The following is a 14,736-nucleotide window of genomic DNA, read 5'->3' on the forward strand; positions in this document are numbered from 1 at the left end:
GAGCGGCGGGCCGGACGGAAAGATTGAGGTCAAATGGTAGTTTCGCTGTCGCGCCGCGGTGAAGTCGAGCCGTTTCACGCCATGGACATTCTGGCCGAAGCCAACCGGCTGAAGGCGACGGGCGTGCCTGTCGTCTCCATGGCCGTCGGCCAGCCATCCGATCCGGCGCCCGTGGGCGTGAGGGAAGCAGCCGCAAATGCGCTGAGGATCGGACGCATCGGCTATACCGACACGCTCGGTCTGGCGGATCTGCGCAAGGCGATCGCCACGCATTATGGCGACCATTACGGGATCGATGTCGCGCCGAACCGGATCGCCGTGACCACGGGATCGTCGGCCGCCTTCAATCTGGCATTCCTGGCGATGTTCGATCCCGGCGACCGCGTCGCCATCGCAGCACCCGGCTATCCGGCCTACCGCAACATCATGGCCGCGCTCGGTATCCAGATCGTCGAGATCGAGCTCGGCAGCGACGCCTACCTGCACGCCGAGCATTTGAAATCGGCGCACCAGGAAAAACCGCTGAAGGGCGTGTTGTTCGCCAGCCCGGCCAATCCGACAGGTGCGGTCATTCCCGTCGACGAGTTGTCCGCACTGGTGAGGACAGCCGAAGAACTCGGCATCGCGGTGATATCGGACGAAATCTATCATCGGCTGGCCTATGCCGCGCCCGACACCACTGCGCTGGCCCATGGCTCAGGCGTGACGGTGATCAATTCCTTCTCGAAATATTATTGCATGACCGGCTGGCGCATTGGCTGGATGGTGCTGCCGGAAGCTCTGGTGAGGCCGATCGAGCGCATCGCCCAGAGCCTCTACATCTCGCCGCCGGAACTGTCGCAGATCGCGGCGATCGAAGCCTTCAAGGCGGCGGAAGAGCTGGAAGAGGTGAAGGCGCGCTATGCCTGGAACCGCGAGCTGTTGATGCGGCGCCTTCCGGAACTCGGATTTCCCTTGGCGGCGCCGATGGACGGTGCCTTCTACGCTTTCTGCGATGTCACCCGGCATACCAATGACAGCATGGCCTTTGCGCGCAAAATGCTGGCCGAAGCGCATGTGGCGGCGACGCCCGGTCGCGATTTCGATCCGCTGGCAGGACACCGCACGATGCGCTTTTCCTATGCCGGCAGCCATGACGACATGGTCGAGGCGATGGCGCGCATCGAGCGCTGGCTGAAATAGCGGGGACGGGCATGCCGGATCTTGAACAAGCGCTGGCCGATGTCGCCGCCGAGATGGCCGAGCGCACCGATCGGGGTGACGTCGCCACCTACATTCCGCAGCTCGGCAAGGTCGATCCGAAGAAATTCGGCATTGCCGCCGTGACCAATGACGGCCGCGTGCTGGTCGCCGGCGACGCCCATCAGGCGTTTTCGATCCAGAGCATCTCCAAGGTGTTTACGCTCACGCTGGCGCTTGGCAATGTCGGCGACGCGCTGTGGCAGCGTGTCGGACGCGAGCCGTCGGGCAATCCGTTCAACTCGATCGTGCAGCTCGAGCATGAGAACGGCATTCCGCGCAATCCGTTCATCAATGCCGGCGCCATCGTGATCTCCGACATACTGCTTGCCGGCCACCAGCCGCGCGAGGCGATCGGCGAAATCCTGCGCTTCATCCAGTTCCTTGCCGATGACGAAACCATCATCATCGACCGCGAGGTCGCGGCTTCCGAACGCGCCACCGGCTATCGCAACTTCGCGCTTGCCAACTACATGAAATCCTTCGGCAATCTCAACCATGCACCCGAGCTGGCGCTGGGCGTGTACTTCCACCATTGCGCGATCGCCATGAGCTGCCGGCAATTGGCGCTGGCCGGCCGCTTCCTCGCCAATGGCGGCAGAAACCCGGCAACCGGGCACTCCGTGGTGTCTGCCGAGCGGGCGCGGCGCATCGGCGCCATGATGCTGACCTGCGGCCACTATGACGGTTCCGGCGATTTCGCCTTCCGTGTCGGCATTCCCGGCAAAAGCGGCGTCGGCGGTGGCATATTGGGGATCGTGCCGGGTGTTGCTTCGCTCGCCGTATGGTCGCCGGGCTTGAACGCCAACGGCAATTCCAAGCTGGGGTCGATCGCCTTGGAAAAACTGGCCAGGATGATGAACTGGTCGATTTTCGCCCCCTGACGCCTTCCGTCATTCGCGCATGCAAAAATCCCGCGCCGTGGTTTGAACGGCGCGGGATTTTTGTCAGGAACCTATCTTAATCGGCTGAATAGCTTAGAAAAAGCCCTTCCGCTGCCACCAGCCGGCGCGCTTCGGCTTTTCCTCGGCCTTTGCCTCGTCGGCAACGCTGGAGGAAACCACCGGCACCGCGGAGGTATCCGCGGCCACGGCTTTGCGCCGTGACGGGCGAGCCTTGGCGGGCTCGTCGTCGACGGTCGTTTCCGTGGCGGCATCGGCCGCAGCGGGGGCGGCTGCTTCGACGGCAGCTTCCGGTGCAGCCTCGGCCGCCGTCTCATCGGCGACTTCCACCACAGCCTTCTTTGCCCTTGAAGCGCGCTTCTTCTTCGGCTTTTCGGCTGGAGCGTCGTCGTTCGCCGCGGCGGGAGCCGCTGCTTCTTCAACCGCTACGGCTGCTACGGGCTCGCTTGCGGCCGTTCCGAGTTCAGCGGCCTCGGCCACCGAGGCGGTTTCGCCGGCTTCGGTCTCCGTGCCGTCTTCGCGACGATTGCGCTTGCCGCCGCGCTTGCCGCGACGGCGCTTCTTGCCCTGGGCGTCATCTGATGCTTCCACCGTTTCGACGGCGCCAACCTGGGCTTCGTCTTGCTGTGTTGCATCGTCAGCGCCTGGTTCAGCGGCAAAGTCGTCGCTTGCCGCCGAAACCGAAGCACCTTCGGCGCCATGCTCGCGATCGCCATGTTCGCGTTCGCGATCCTTGCCGCCGCGCCGCCTGCGGCGCTTGCGACGCTTGCGGTCGCGGCCTTCGCCGTCCTCAGCCGATCTCGGCTGCTGCTGCGACTGCGGCTGCGCCTGGCGCGGCTGCTCGGCCTGTACCACAACCTCGTCGTCTTCCTCCTCGATGACGATCTCGTCCTCGGGCTCTTCCGGCTCGACATAGGCCGGGAAGGTTCGCGCTTCGACAAAGCCTTCCGGCTTTTCGGCAATGGCGCCGCGGAAAATCGCGTAGTGCTGGACACCGACCGTGTCATCGGCCTCGACGGTGATGGTCAGGCCAAAGCGGCTTTCGAGTTCCACCAGCGTGCCGCGCTTGTGGTTGAGCACATAGAGAGCGGTCGCCGCCGGGGTGCGCACCGTGATGTGGCTGCGCGAATCCTTGAGCAGGAATTCCTCGATCGCCCGTACCACCATCAGCGCCACCGACGAATCGGAGCGCACATGGCCGGTGCCGCCGCAATGCGGGCACGGCTTCATGGTCGATTCCAGCACGCTGGCGCGGATGCGCTGGCGCGACATCTCCATCAGACCGAAATGTGAGATGCGGCCGACCTGGATGCGGGCTCGGTCGTTCTTGAGGTGATCCTTCAGCCGCTTCTCGACGGAGCGGTTGTTGCGGTTCTCCTCCATGTCGATGAAGTCGATGACGATCAGGCCGGCGAGATCGCGCAGCCTCAATTGCCTGGCGACCTCTTCCGCCGCTTCAAGGTTGGTGTGGAGAGCGGTGTCCTCGATCGAGTGCTCCTTGGTGGAGCGGCCCGAATTGACGTCGATGGCGACCAGCGCCTCGGTTTGGTTGATGATGATGTAGCCGCCGCTCTTCAGCGTCACCTGCGGCTGCAGCATGCGGTCGAGCTGCGCCTCGATCCCGTTGCGCACGAAGATCGGCGTCGTGTCGCGGAACGGCTGAACCACCTTGGCGTGGCTCGGCATCAGCATGCGCATGAAATCCTTGGCCTCGCGGTAGCCTTCCTCGCCGGAGACAAGAATCTCGTCGATATCCTTGTTGTAGAGGTCGCGCACCGAGCGCTTGATCAGGCTGCCTTCCTCATAGACGAGGGCAGGGGCGGTGGATTGCAGCGTCAGATTGCGGACGTTTTCCCAAAGCCGCATCAGATATTCGTAGTCGCGCTTGATTTCCGCCTTGGTGCGGCTTTCGCCGGCGGTGCGCAGGATGACGCCCATGCCCTGCGGCACTTCGAGATCGGCAACGACCTCCTTGAGGCGCTTGCGGTCGACCGCACTGGTGATCTTGCGCGAAATGCCGCCGCCGCGTGCGGTGTTGGGCATCAGCACGGAATAGCGGCCGGCAAGCGACAGATAGGTGGTGAGTGCAGCGCCCTTGTTGCCGCGCTCTTCCTTGACCACCTGCACCAGCAGGATCTGCCGGCGCTTGATGACTTCCTGAATCTTGTACTGGCGGCGCACCGGCTTGCGGCGGCTACGCACCTCTTCCAGCGCATCCTCGGCGCCTACGGATTCGATCTCGTGGTCGTCCGGATGCGAGGACTGCACCTCTTCCAGCATGCCGCGATCATTGTCCTCGGAGGTGGCTTCGCCACTTGCCTCGCTGGACGACCTTTCGTCACCCGGCTCCGCCGCAGGGACAGCTTCGGAGATCACATCCGCTTCGACGCTTGCCGCGATCGATGTCGGGCCGCCTTCCGACGGTTCGGTCCCGGATGTCTCGGCGTCGGAGGCTTCGCTGTCGCCATGCCCGGCATGATCGTCATGCCCGGCGGTATTGGCCGCGGCATGCTCGGAAGCAGGCGCTTCGGAGACGGCATCGCTGCCGGCATCGCCATGTTCGCCGTTCTCATCATCGGCGCCGGCGTCGCGCTTGTGTTCGCCGCGCTCACGACCCTTGCCGCCGCGCCGGCGCCCGCGCCGCCCGCGATCGCGACTCTGGCGGTCGTCGCCGTCATTGTCCTCGTTCTCCTCTTCCTCCGCTTCCTGCGCTTCAGCGCGCAGCAAAGCCTGACGATCGGCGACCGGGATCTGGTAATAGTCGGGGTGAATTTCACTGAAGGCGAGGAAACCGTGACGGTTGCCGCCATATTCGACAAAGGCTGCCTGGAGGGAAGGTTCGACACGCGTTACGCGGGCGAGATAGATGTTTCCTTTGAGCTGCTTCTTGTCCTGAGATTCAAAGTCGAATTCTTCAATACGGTTACCGCGGATAACGACAACGCGTGTTTCCTCCGGGTGGGAGGCGTCTATCAGCATTTTGTTGGGCATTATTTCGTTTCCTCCCGGCAGCCGTCAGCCGCAGCTTGCGAGGCAAAGCCCGCTGCTGCGTGTCTGGGATGTGGGTGCCGGATGTCTGAATGTCCGCCGGACGCCGCTTGAGCGCCATGGCGGTGCCGCCCGCAGCCACAATGGCGCGGTTTGATGCGGACCTTTCCATGATTGCGCTTGAAGCCATCGTCACCAGCAGAACCTTTTGAACCAAAGCCCGGACGAACCGGACCAGCTTGTTTGCTCATACAGAGCCGGCACGGGAACAAACCCGGCCGTTTTCCTCACGCAGGCGATTCCCCCGCCACGGGCGCACACCTGCGAAATTCGTCGCGATCACCTGAAGCCTTTTCGCTGGAGCGAAAGGAGCCGCCTTTCATCTGACCTGTAGCAGGAAGCTGCGGGAGAAGCGGTTCCAGGATTGCAGTGATCCACCATCGCTTTTATGATTTGACGGGGTGGAAGGCAACCCCGATTTCGGATGCCGGCAAAAAGCAGTGCCGTAACGGAAGCACAGGCCTTAATCCTCAATGAAAAGGCTTGGTTAACCTTCTCTGGATACCAATCGTTAATCGAGTCTGCGGCCTGACCGGCATTTCGACCAACCACGCGGGCGCAAGCGCCAAATCGGGAGCGACTGCAAAGAAATGGGACTGGCGGGCATCACAGACAAGGGCCATGGCGGTGCAGGCCGTTTCCTGCGCGCTGCCGGTGTGCTGTTGCTGCTGGCGCTTTGCCTTGCTTTTGCGCCGGTTTCACGCGCCGCCGATGCGCCACTCGGCGCCACCGCCTACAAGATGGCCGGCGACGCAACCAAGATGCGCATCGTCATCGATTTCGACCGCGAGCCCGACATCAAATGGTTCCTGCTGCGCGGCCCCAACCGGCTGGTCGTGGACCTGCCGCGCACCCGATTCGCCATTGGCGCGAAGGACGCCAAGGCCCGCGGCCTGGTCAAAGCGGTGCGTTATGGCGATCAGGGCGAGGGATCGCGGCTGATCCTGACCGGCAAGGGGCCGTTCTCGGTCGACAAGCTCGAGGTGCTCAAGAACGAGGACGGCGCAGGCTATCGCATCGCCATCGACATGTCGGCAGCCTCCGACCGCGAGTTCGACGAAGCCCTTGCCAACCAGGCGCTGACCACTGGCTCGACCGTCTCCACCGACAAGGGCTCCAGGGTCGGCACAGGGCCGATCTCCAATCCCGGGCATCGCTTCACCATCGTCATCGATCCCGGCCATGGCGGCATCGACGGTGGCGCCGAAGGCCTCAACGGCACCATCGAGAAGAACGTGACGCTGGCCTTCGCCACCGAATTGCGCGACAAGCTCGCCGCCGTCGCCAACTACGACGTGTTCATGACGCGCGATACCGACGAGTTCCTGCGGCTCGATGACCGCGTGCGCATCGCCCGGCAGCACGAGGCCGACCTTTTGATCTCGATCCATGCCGACACGATCAGCGTCAAGGGTATCAGAGGCGCCACCGTCTATACCGTCTCCGACAAGGCGTCCGATCCGCAAGCGCAGGCGCTTGCCGACCGTGAAAACCTCTCCGACCAGTTCGCCGGCATGGTGATCAAGGACGACAACAAGGAAGTCACCGACATACTGATCGACCTGATCCGCCGCGAGACGCATAATTTCTCGATGAGCTTTGCCCACACTCTGGTCGGCCAGTTGTCCACCAGCGTCGGCCTGATCAATAATCCGCAGCGTTCGGCCGGCTTCAAAGTGCTGAAAGCGCCCGATGTGCCGTCGGTGCTGGTGGAACTTGGCTATCTCTCCAACGCCAAGGATGAAGCGCAACTGCTCGACGCCGACTGGCGCGGCAAGGCGGCGCAGAGCATCACCAACGCCGTCGCCCTGTTTGCCTCCGCCAAGATGGGAACGGGAACCGGAGGCTGAGATGGTCGCCGCCGCCCACGACCGGAGGCAGCGTTGCACGACGACAACACCAGGCGCTTTTATTTCAGGTGGGGGATGCCTAAACCGGGCACTGCCGTATTTTGCCCACATGGTGGCGACATGGGTTTTCCATCACGGATCGGGACAGTTGCGAAGGCTTGCGCGGAAGGCGGCTTCGTCTAGGAAATTCCCGGACCTCGGACTGGAGCGGGCATGATTCGTCTTATCGGCTATTTCTTTGGTATCGGCACGACGCTGGCGCTTATCGTCGCCGCGGGCGTGGCGATATACATCAGCCATCTATCGAAAGACCTGCCCGACTACGAGGTTCTGGCCAAGTACGAGCCGCCGGTGACGACCCGCATCCATGCTTCCGACGGCTCGCTGATGGCCGAATATGCGCGCGAACGGCGGCTCTATCTGCCGATCCAGGCGGTTCCGGACCGGGTCAAGGCGGCGTTCCTGTCGGCCGAGGACAAGAATTTCTACAACCATCCCGGCATCGACATCACCGGGCTTGGCCGCGCCATCTACGTCAACCTGCAGAATCTGGGTTCGGGCAGGCGCCAGGTCGGCGCCTCGACCATCACCCAGCAGGTGGCGAAGAACTTCCTCTTGTCCTCGGACCAGACCTACGAGCGCAAGATCAAGGAGATGATCCTGGCCTTCCGCATCGAGCAGGCTTATTCGAAGGACCGCATCCTTGAGCTCTATCTCAACGAAATCTTCTTCGGCTTCGGCGCCTATGGCGTTGCGGGCGCGGCACTGACCTATTTCGACAAGTCGGTCAACGAACTCACGGTCGCGGAAGCCGCCTATCTGGCGTCGCTGCCGAAGGGGCCCAACAACTACCATCCCTTCAAGCATGCCGACCGCGCCATCGAGCGCCGCAACTGGGTCATCGACCAGATGGTCGAGAACGGCTACGTGACGCGCGAGGAAGGCGACAAGGCCAAGGCCGAGCCGCTTGGCGTGACGCCGCGCCGCAATGGCTCCTATCTGTTTGCGGGTGAATATTTCACCGAGGAAGTGCGCCGCCAGATCATCTCGCGCTATGGCGAGAACGCGCTCTATGAGGGCGGCCTTTCGGTGCGCACGACGCTCGATCCGAAGATCCAGCTCATCGCCCGCAAGTCGATGCAGAACGGCTTGCTCAAATACGACACGCTGCGCGGCTATCGCGGACCGGTGACGCATATCGATGCCTCCGGCGACTGGGGCGTGGCGCTGGGCAACGTCAAGGGGCTGGAAGACGTGCCGGAATGGTCGCTTGCCGTCGTGCTCGACAGCTCGGCGACCGGCCTTTCCATCGGCCTGCAGCCGACGCGGCAGATTTCGGGCGATATCGTCAAGGAACGCATCGAAGGCGCCGTCAGCAAGGAAGACATGAGCTTTGCCATGCGCCATGTGGTCGATGGCAAGACGGTCAAGGCCAAGTCTCCGGCCGATGTATTGCAGCCCGGCGACGTCATCTTCGTGCAGAAGAACGAAGGGTCGGAAGGCGCCTACACGCTGCGCCAGGTGCCGGAAGTGGAGGGCGGCCTGATCGCCATGGATCCACATACCGGCCGCGTGCTGGCCATGGTCGGCGGCTTCTCCTATGCGCAGTCGGAGTTCAACCGTGCCACGCAGGCGATGCGCCAGCCGGGATCGTCCTTCAAGCCGATCGTCTATTCGGCCGCGCTCGACAATGGCTATACGCCGGCCTCGGTGATCATGGACGGACCGATCACCATCCAGAGCGGCACCACGACCTGGACGCCGAAGAACTATGACGGCACGGTGGCAGGCCCCGCGACCTTGCGCTCCGGCATCGAAAAGTCGCGCAATTTGATGACGGTGCGGCTGGCCAACGACATGGGAATGAAGCTGGTGGTGGAATATGCCGAGAGGTTCGGCGTCTACGACCATCTGGCGCCGTATCTGCCGATGGCGCTGGGCTCCGGCGAGACGACGGTGATGCGCATGGTGTCGGCCTATTCGATCATGGCCAATGGCGGCAAGTCGATCAAACCCTCGCTCATCGACCGCATCCAGGACCGCTACGGCAAGACCGTGTTCAAGCAGGACGAGCGCGGCTGCCAAGGCTGCAACGCGCCCGAATGGAACAACCAGCCCGAACCGGAACTGGTCGACAATTCCGAGCAGGTGCTCGATCCGATGACGGCCTACCAGATCACCTCGATGATGGAAGGCGTGGTCCAGCGCGGCACCGGCGCCACCATCGCCGAGCTTGGCCGCCACATCGCCGGCAAGACCGGAACGACCAATGACGAGAAGGACGCCTGGTTCATCGGCTATACGCCGAACCTCGTCGTCGGCCTCTACATGGGTTACGACACGCCGCGCGGTCTCGGCCATGGCGCCACCGGCGGTGGTCTGGCGGCGCCTATCTTCAAGGACTTCATGCGCGTTGCGCTGGACGGCACGCCCAATGTCGACTTCAAGGTGCCGGAAGGCATGAACCTGGTCGCGATCAACCGCAAGACCGGCATGCGTGCCGCGTCGGGCGATCCCGGCACCATCATCGAAGCCTTCAAGCCCGGCACCGGCCCGGCCGACAGCTATTGGGTGATCGGCATGGGCGCCGACGGGTCCAACGGCGCCGGCGGACCGCTATCGCCGCAGGCTACGGAAGCCATCCAGGCACCCGGCGGCGGGCTTTACTGACGACCTGATTTCTTAAGCTGAATGGGCTGGCTTGTTGAGCCGGCCCATTTCGCTTTACAGGCAGCAATGCCGTGCCTATGTATCGCGCCGACCCAAGCGCCACTTCAAAAACAGGACAGAACAACCAGCCATGCGCGCGGAAACGCAGAACATTGTCGACGAGATCAGGCAGGCGATCACCCTGCTGAGGAGGCATCTTTGACTGGGATCAGGCCATAAAACGGCTTGAATACCTGAACGTGCGCGCCGAGGATTCAAGCCTCTGGAATGATCCGCTGGAAGCGCAGAAGCTGATGCGCGAGCGCCAGGGCCTCGAAGACGGGATCGCCGGCGTCAAAAGCCTGACCCAGGCGCTGGAAGACAATATCGGCCTGATCGAACTGGGTGAGGAAGAGGGCGACCAGAGCGTGATCGCCGAGGCGGAAGCGGCCCTCCGCTCGATGCAGGGCGAGGCCAAGGCCCGCCAGGTCGAGACGCTGCTGTCGGGCGAGGCAGACGCCAACGACACCTATCTCGAAGTCCATGCCGGCGCCGGCGGCACCGAGAGCCAGGACTGGGCCTCGATGCTTCTGCGCATGTACACGCGCTGGGCCGAGCGTCGCCGTTTCAAGGTCGAGGTGCTGGAAGTCCATGATGGCGAAGAAGCCGGCATCAAGTCCGCCACGCTCCTGATCAAGGGCCACAATGCCTATGGCTGGCTGAAGACCGAGTCGGGCGTTCATCGCCTGGTCCGCATTTCACCCTATGACAGCAATGCGCGCCGCCACACGTCCTTCTCCAGCGTCTGGGTCTACCCGGTCGTCGATGACAGGATCGAGATCGACGTCTCGGAATCGGATGTACGCATCGACACCTACCGCTCATCCGGTTCGGGCGGCCAGCACGTCAACACCACGGACTCGGCGGTTCGCATCACCCATATCGCCACCGGCATCGCGGTTGCCTGCCAGGCCGAACGCTCGCAGCACAAGAACAAGGCGAAGGCCTGGGAAATGCTGCGCTCGCGCCTTTACGAGGAAGAGCTGAAGAAGCGCGAAGCGGTGGCCAATGCCACAGAAGCGTCGAAGAGCGACATCGGCTGGGGTCACCAGATCCGTTCCTATGTGCTGCAGCCCTACCAGTTGGTGAAGGACCTGCGCACCGGCGTCGAGAGCACCAGCCCGTCGAGCGTGCTCGACGGCGACCTCGACGACTTCATGGAAGCTTCGTTGTCGCAGCGCATCGAGGGCGGTGCCGGTGAAGCCGTGGCCGACCTCGACTAGGATATGTCCATATTCAGGTGAGGCCGGCCTGCGAATGGCTGATTCCTGCGCTTCCGCCACTTTCGGCTCGGCTGACTTGAATAAGAACATCCCTGGGCGGGGGAGCGAAGGAGGAACAATGACTCGCAGGCTCACCGGCAAATGCTTTTGCGGCGCGGTCCAGTATGAAGTGGCGGACGAGTTCGTCTATGCCGCCAACTGCCATTGTTCGAACTGCCGGCGCACCACAGGTTCCGCCTTCAAGCCCTTCGCCGGCATCGAGCGCGAGAAACTTGCCCTTGCCGAAGGGCATCACGGGCTCATCCATTTCGGCGATGACAGCGGCCACGATGCGCATTGCAGCCGCTGCGGCTCGTTGCTGTATTCGCTGGTCCGCGACGGCGCCTATGTCCATGTCGCCATGGGCACGCTGGTCGACGATCCGACGATCCGGCCGACCGCGCACATCTTCGTCGGCTCCAAAGCGCCATGGTTCACCATCGCCGACGACTTGCCGCAATATGAAGGGCATGTGATCGCCGGTCCAGGCGACGTATAGGCTGGAACCACATACGGCCAATCCCGTTGTTTCGTTGCCCGTCTGCCGGGAGTTGAGCCTGGCTTGGATCTCGTCAGCGGTTGCAGATAGCGGCGTAGATGTGCGGCCTCGCGCAGCAACTTCTTGCGCCAGCCTAGGAATCAGCCCAGCATCCGAGGGCTGGAAGAGAAAAAGCATTTATGGCCGGACGCGGCATATCTGCGACCTGACGATCCGGCCACTGGGAAGACACGTTCCGGGAACGGGCAAGCGAAACGCTTGATGCTCGTTTGAAAGGAACGCTTCCATGTCTGCTGCCACTCTCCGATCGGCCAGAGCCGTTCAACCGGCTGGCCGACTCCTGTTTTCCTTGTTCGTGACCCCGATCTTTGCAATTGCGATGCTTGCGGCGGTGCTGACCGCACCCGCCTTCGCCCATGACGCCAAGCCTACGGCGGCGAAGCCGCAAGGCTGGAGTTATCCCTTCGCCTGCTGCGCAAACTACGACTGCCGCACCACCCATACCGGCGAGGTGCTGGAAAAGCCGGAGGGCTATGTCATCGCCGGAACGGGGGAGGTCGTTCCGATGAGCGACAAGCGGGTCAAGGACTCACCCGACGGCGATTTCCACTGGTGCGCGCATCAGGCCGGCCTCGACGCAGGCAAGACAATCTGCCTGTTCGTGCCACCGCGTTCCTACTGAGTTTTGTTGGCAGTTCTCATCGGAAGGCCGGCCTTGGTGGTGCTGAAGGCGCTTGCGTCAGACGGAAGCAGCGAGTGCCGAGGCGAAGTCGCGATACGGGCGCAGTGGGCGACCCAGAAGTGCCGTCAGGCGCTCGACGTCGCCGGCCTCGGGCAGCATCCCGTCGGTGAAGAAACGCTCGCCCATCAGGCGCATGTCGTAGGCCATCCAGGCGGGCAGGAACTGCTTGAGATTTTGCTCAAAACCCTCCGTATTGTCGCCGCTGTAGCTGATCGGGCGGGCGAGTACGTCTGACCAGATTGCGGCAATATCCGTCCCGGTCAGTGTCTGCGGACCGACGAGGTTGATCCACTCGAACGCAAGCGGCTCCTTGGACTGTTCGCGACGCAGCAGCTCAAGGGCGGCGATCTCGGCGATATCGCGGGCGTCGATCATGGCGAGACCCTTGGGGCCGATCGGCATTGGGTAGGTGCCGTAGCCGGTGATGACGTCTTCGACCGTCAGATCGTTCTGGATGAAGTAGGCCGGGCGCAAGATCGTAGCTTTGAAGTCCATGTGTTCGATCATTCGCTCGACGCCGAACTTGCCCGCGAAATGCGGCACGTTCACATAGACGTCAGCGTGGATCACCGAGAGATAGACGATCCGCTCGATGCCGGCCGATCGGGCGACGTTCAAGGCGATCAAAGCCTGGGTGAATTCGTCCGGCACCACGGCGTTCAAGAGAAACAGCGTGGAAACGCCAGACATGGCTTTGCGCAGCGAATCGACATCGAGAAAGTCGCCTTGCACGACCGATACGCCTGCCGGAAAACTGGCTTTCGACGGATCGCGCACGAGAGCACGCACATCGGCGCCGCGCTTGGCGAGCTGTTCGACGACTTGGCGGCCGATATTGCCGGTGGCGCCGGTAACGAGAATGGTCATGGAATTTCTCCTGTTGGGTTGCTTGACAGTCCCAATATGTGTGGCTCACAAAGAGCCCAGTAGACGGCAATTTTAGACACGTCGTCTCACTGGTGGGACAGTCATGGACCTTTTAGCCCTTGCCGATTTTAACCTCGTGGCTCGCCATGGCGGCTTCGGCAAAGCGGCAAGGTCCACCGGCCGGCCCAAAGCAACATTGTCCCGGCGCGTTGGCGAATTGGAAAGCAGTCTCGATCTGCGTCTGTTCGAACGGGGTGCGCGTAACCTGAAGCTGACCGAAGAAGGACGGGCGCTCTTCGAGCAGACGGGGGCGTTGCTTGCCGAGCTGGACGAGACGGCATCGGCGATTGCCTCGGGCGGTCAGAGACCCAAGGGCAGATTGCGGATCAGCGCGCCTTTGCATTTTTCGCAGACTGCAATGGGGAGGATCGCTGCGGGATTTGCCCTGAGGTATCCTGAGGTGAGGCTTGAAGTGACCACCGAAGACCGGCATGTCGACATGATCGAGGAAGGCTACGATCTGGTAATCCGGGTCCATCCGGATCCCGATGAAAGCCTGGTCGGACGGGCGTTTCTCCGCGACCGCCTGGTCGTTGTGGCGAGCCCGGACCTTCCTCGCCCGACCGATGGGCTCGCCGCTCCTGGCGTTGCGCGCGGGACAGGCGAGCGGCAAACATGGCAGGTGAAGACACCAGGTGGCCGGGCAACACTTAGAATCGAGCCGGTCCTCGCCTTGTCGACGCTGATCATGGTCCGCGATGCGGTGCGAGCCGGCGTCGGCGCAGGACGGCTTCCCATTTCGTTGGTGGCCCACGACCTGGCTGACGGCACACTGGTGAATTGGGGGGATATTGACGGCCCCGAAATTTCTCTATGGACGCTCTACCCGTCGCGGCGGCTGCTCAGCGCGCGCGTGTCGGCGTTCCTGGATTTTCTGAAACAGGCTTTCCCAAACGGGACGCCGGACGAACTGGCCGCCTATATCGGCAGGTGACGACGATTGGGAGGTGACGACGGGTCCGCTTCGGCCAGAGCGCCGCTCGGCTCGATCGATCGGAGCCTGCTGACAGACAGTTGTCAGGAGCCTTCCTTTATGGTGCCTTGCCGCATGGGTGGCGGCAACGGAGAGGAAAGCTTTTCATGACCATCAAGGCCAGCTGTCATTGCAAGGCGACGACGTTCGAGGTTTCGCAGGCGCCCGAGACGGTAACACAATGCACCTGCTCGTTCTGCTCCAAGCGCGGTTCGCTGTGGGCTTACTACGTTCCGTCGCAATTCAAGCTCACCAGCTCGCCGGAAAACGTTTCCTTCTATCAATGGGGATCGAAGACCGTCAAACACGGGTTTTGCGCCATTTGCGGCTGCGGCACCTTCACCGAAACGCCGGACTGGTCAACCGGCAAACCGGACTTCGACAATCCCAAGATATCAGTCAATTCGCGGCTGTTCGACGATTTCGACCTCGATAAGGTCGAGGTGGTCGTCATTGACGGCAAGAACCTCTGGTAGGCCAGCACCAGCCACCGAAGCGGAAGAGTGGCGCGAGCGGGGAAAAGCCGCTTTCGCCGCTCGGTTTTTCGCCGCATTTCATGTTACAAGACCGGAGAAGGGCTTATAT

11 protein-coding genes are annotated in these 14,736 nt (G+C 62.5%); 9 read left to right on the plus strand and 2 right to left on the minus strand.

Annotation, left to right across the window (positions count from 1 at the left end):
* Positions 1–33: 33 nt before the first annotated feature.
* Positions 34–1,182, plus strand: a complete 1,149-nt coding sequence (locus NKI10_RS21020) for a pyridoxal phosphate-dependent aminotransferase (RefSeq protein WP_352861767.1) — start codon at positions 34–36, stop codon at positions 1,180–1,182.
* An 11-nt stretch (positions 1,183–1,193) separates the two neighbouring features.
* Positions 1,194–2,123: a glutaminase gene (locus tag NKI10_RS21025; protein WP_352650223.1), complete on the plus strand. Its 930-nt coding sequence runs from the start codon at positions 1,194–1,196 to the stop codon at positions 2,121–2,123.
* Positions 2,124–2,216: 93 nt separating this feature from the next.
* Here NKI10_RS21025 and NKI10_RS21030 read toward each other — a convergent pair whose 3' ends face one another.
* Positions 2,217–5,132: an Rne/Rng family ribonuclease gene (locus NKI10_RS21030; RefSeq protein WP_352650221.1), complete on the minus strand. Its 2,916-nt coding sequence runs from the start codon at positions 5,130–5,132 to the stop codon at positions 2,217–2,219.
* A gap of 647 nt (positions 5,133–5,779) precedes the next feature.
* On the opposite strand from NKI10_RS21030, the gene NKI10_RS21035 reads away from it, so the two are divergent.
* The 5 genes from NKI10_RS21035 (at position 5,780) to NKI10_RS21055 (ending at position 12,191) form a co-directional block, all read left to right on the plus strand.
* Positions 5,780–7,039 (plus strand): N-acetylmuramoyl-L-alanine amidase, encoded by a 1,260-nt coding sequence (locus NKI10_RS21035; protein ID WP_352861769.1) that lies wholly within the window; start codon positions 5,780–5,782, stop codon positions 7,037–7,039.
* A 213-nt stretch (positions 7,040–7,252) separates the two neighbouring features.
* A complete protein-coding gene (locus NKI10_RS21040) occupies positions 7,253–9,709 on the plus strand; it encodes a penicillin-binding protein 1A (RefSeq protein ID WP_352861771.1) in 2,457 nt (818 codons plus the stop codon).
* 130 nt (positions 9,710–9,839) lie between these two features.
* Positions 9,840–10,971 (plus strand): peptide chain release factor 2 gene (gene prfB / locus NKI10_RS21045; protein WP_155922402.1). Its coding sequence is split into 2 segments (ribosomal slippage): positions 9,840–9,905 and positions 9,907–10,971, totalling 1,131 coding nucleotides; the frame shifts between segments, so codons are not numbered across the junction.
* A 118-nt stretch (positions 10,972–11,089) separates the two neighbouring features.
* The gene (locus NKI10_RS21050) at positions 11,090–11,509 is read left to right on the plus strand and encodes a GFA family protein (protein ID WP_023691227.1); all 420 of its coding nucleotides are present in this window, start codon (positions 11,090–11,092) and stop codon (positions 11,507–11,509) included.
* Positions 11,510–11,795: 286 nt separating this feature from the next.
* Positions 11,796–12,191 carry a hypothetical protein gene (locus tag NKI10_RS21055; RefSeq protein WP_023667474.1) on the plus strand — a complete coding sequence of 132 codons (396 nt, stop codon included), beginning with the start codon at positions 11,796–11,798 and terminating at the stop codon, positions 12,189–12,191.
* A gap of 57 nt (positions 12,192–12,248) precedes the next feature.
* Here NKI10_RS21055 and NKI10_RS21060 read toward each other — a convergent pair whose 3' ends face one another.
* Positions 12,249–13,118, minus strand: coding sequence for an SDR family oxidoreductase (locus NKI10_RS21060; protein WP_352861773.1), 870 nt, complete (start codon positions 13,116–13,118; stop codon positions 12,249–12,251).
* A gap of 103 nt (positions 13,119–13,221) precedes the next feature.
* Here NKI10_RS21060 and NKI10_RS21065 point away from each other — a divergent pair, with 103 nt between their 5' ends.
* On the plus strand, positions 13,222–14,112 hold the full coding sequence (locus tag NKI10_RS21065) for a LysR family transcriptional regulator (RefSeq protein WP_352861775.1): 891 nt from the start codon (positions 13,222–13,224) through the stop codon (positions 14,110–14,112).
* Positions 14,113–14,258: 146 nt separating this feature from the next.
* Positions 14,259–14,627 carry a GFA family protein gene (locus tag NKI10_RS21070; protein WP_023667471.1) on the plus strand — a complete coding sequence of 123 codons (369 nt, stop codon included), beginning with the start codon at positions 14,259–14,261 and terminating at the stop codon, positions 14,625–14,627.
* Positions 14,628–14,736 lie beyond the last annotated feature (109 nt).

The organism is Mesorhizobium sp. M0802, from assembly GCF_040320115.1.
GTDB lineage: Bacteria > Pseudomonadota > Alphaproteobacteria > Rhizobiales > Rhizobiaceae > Mesorhizobium.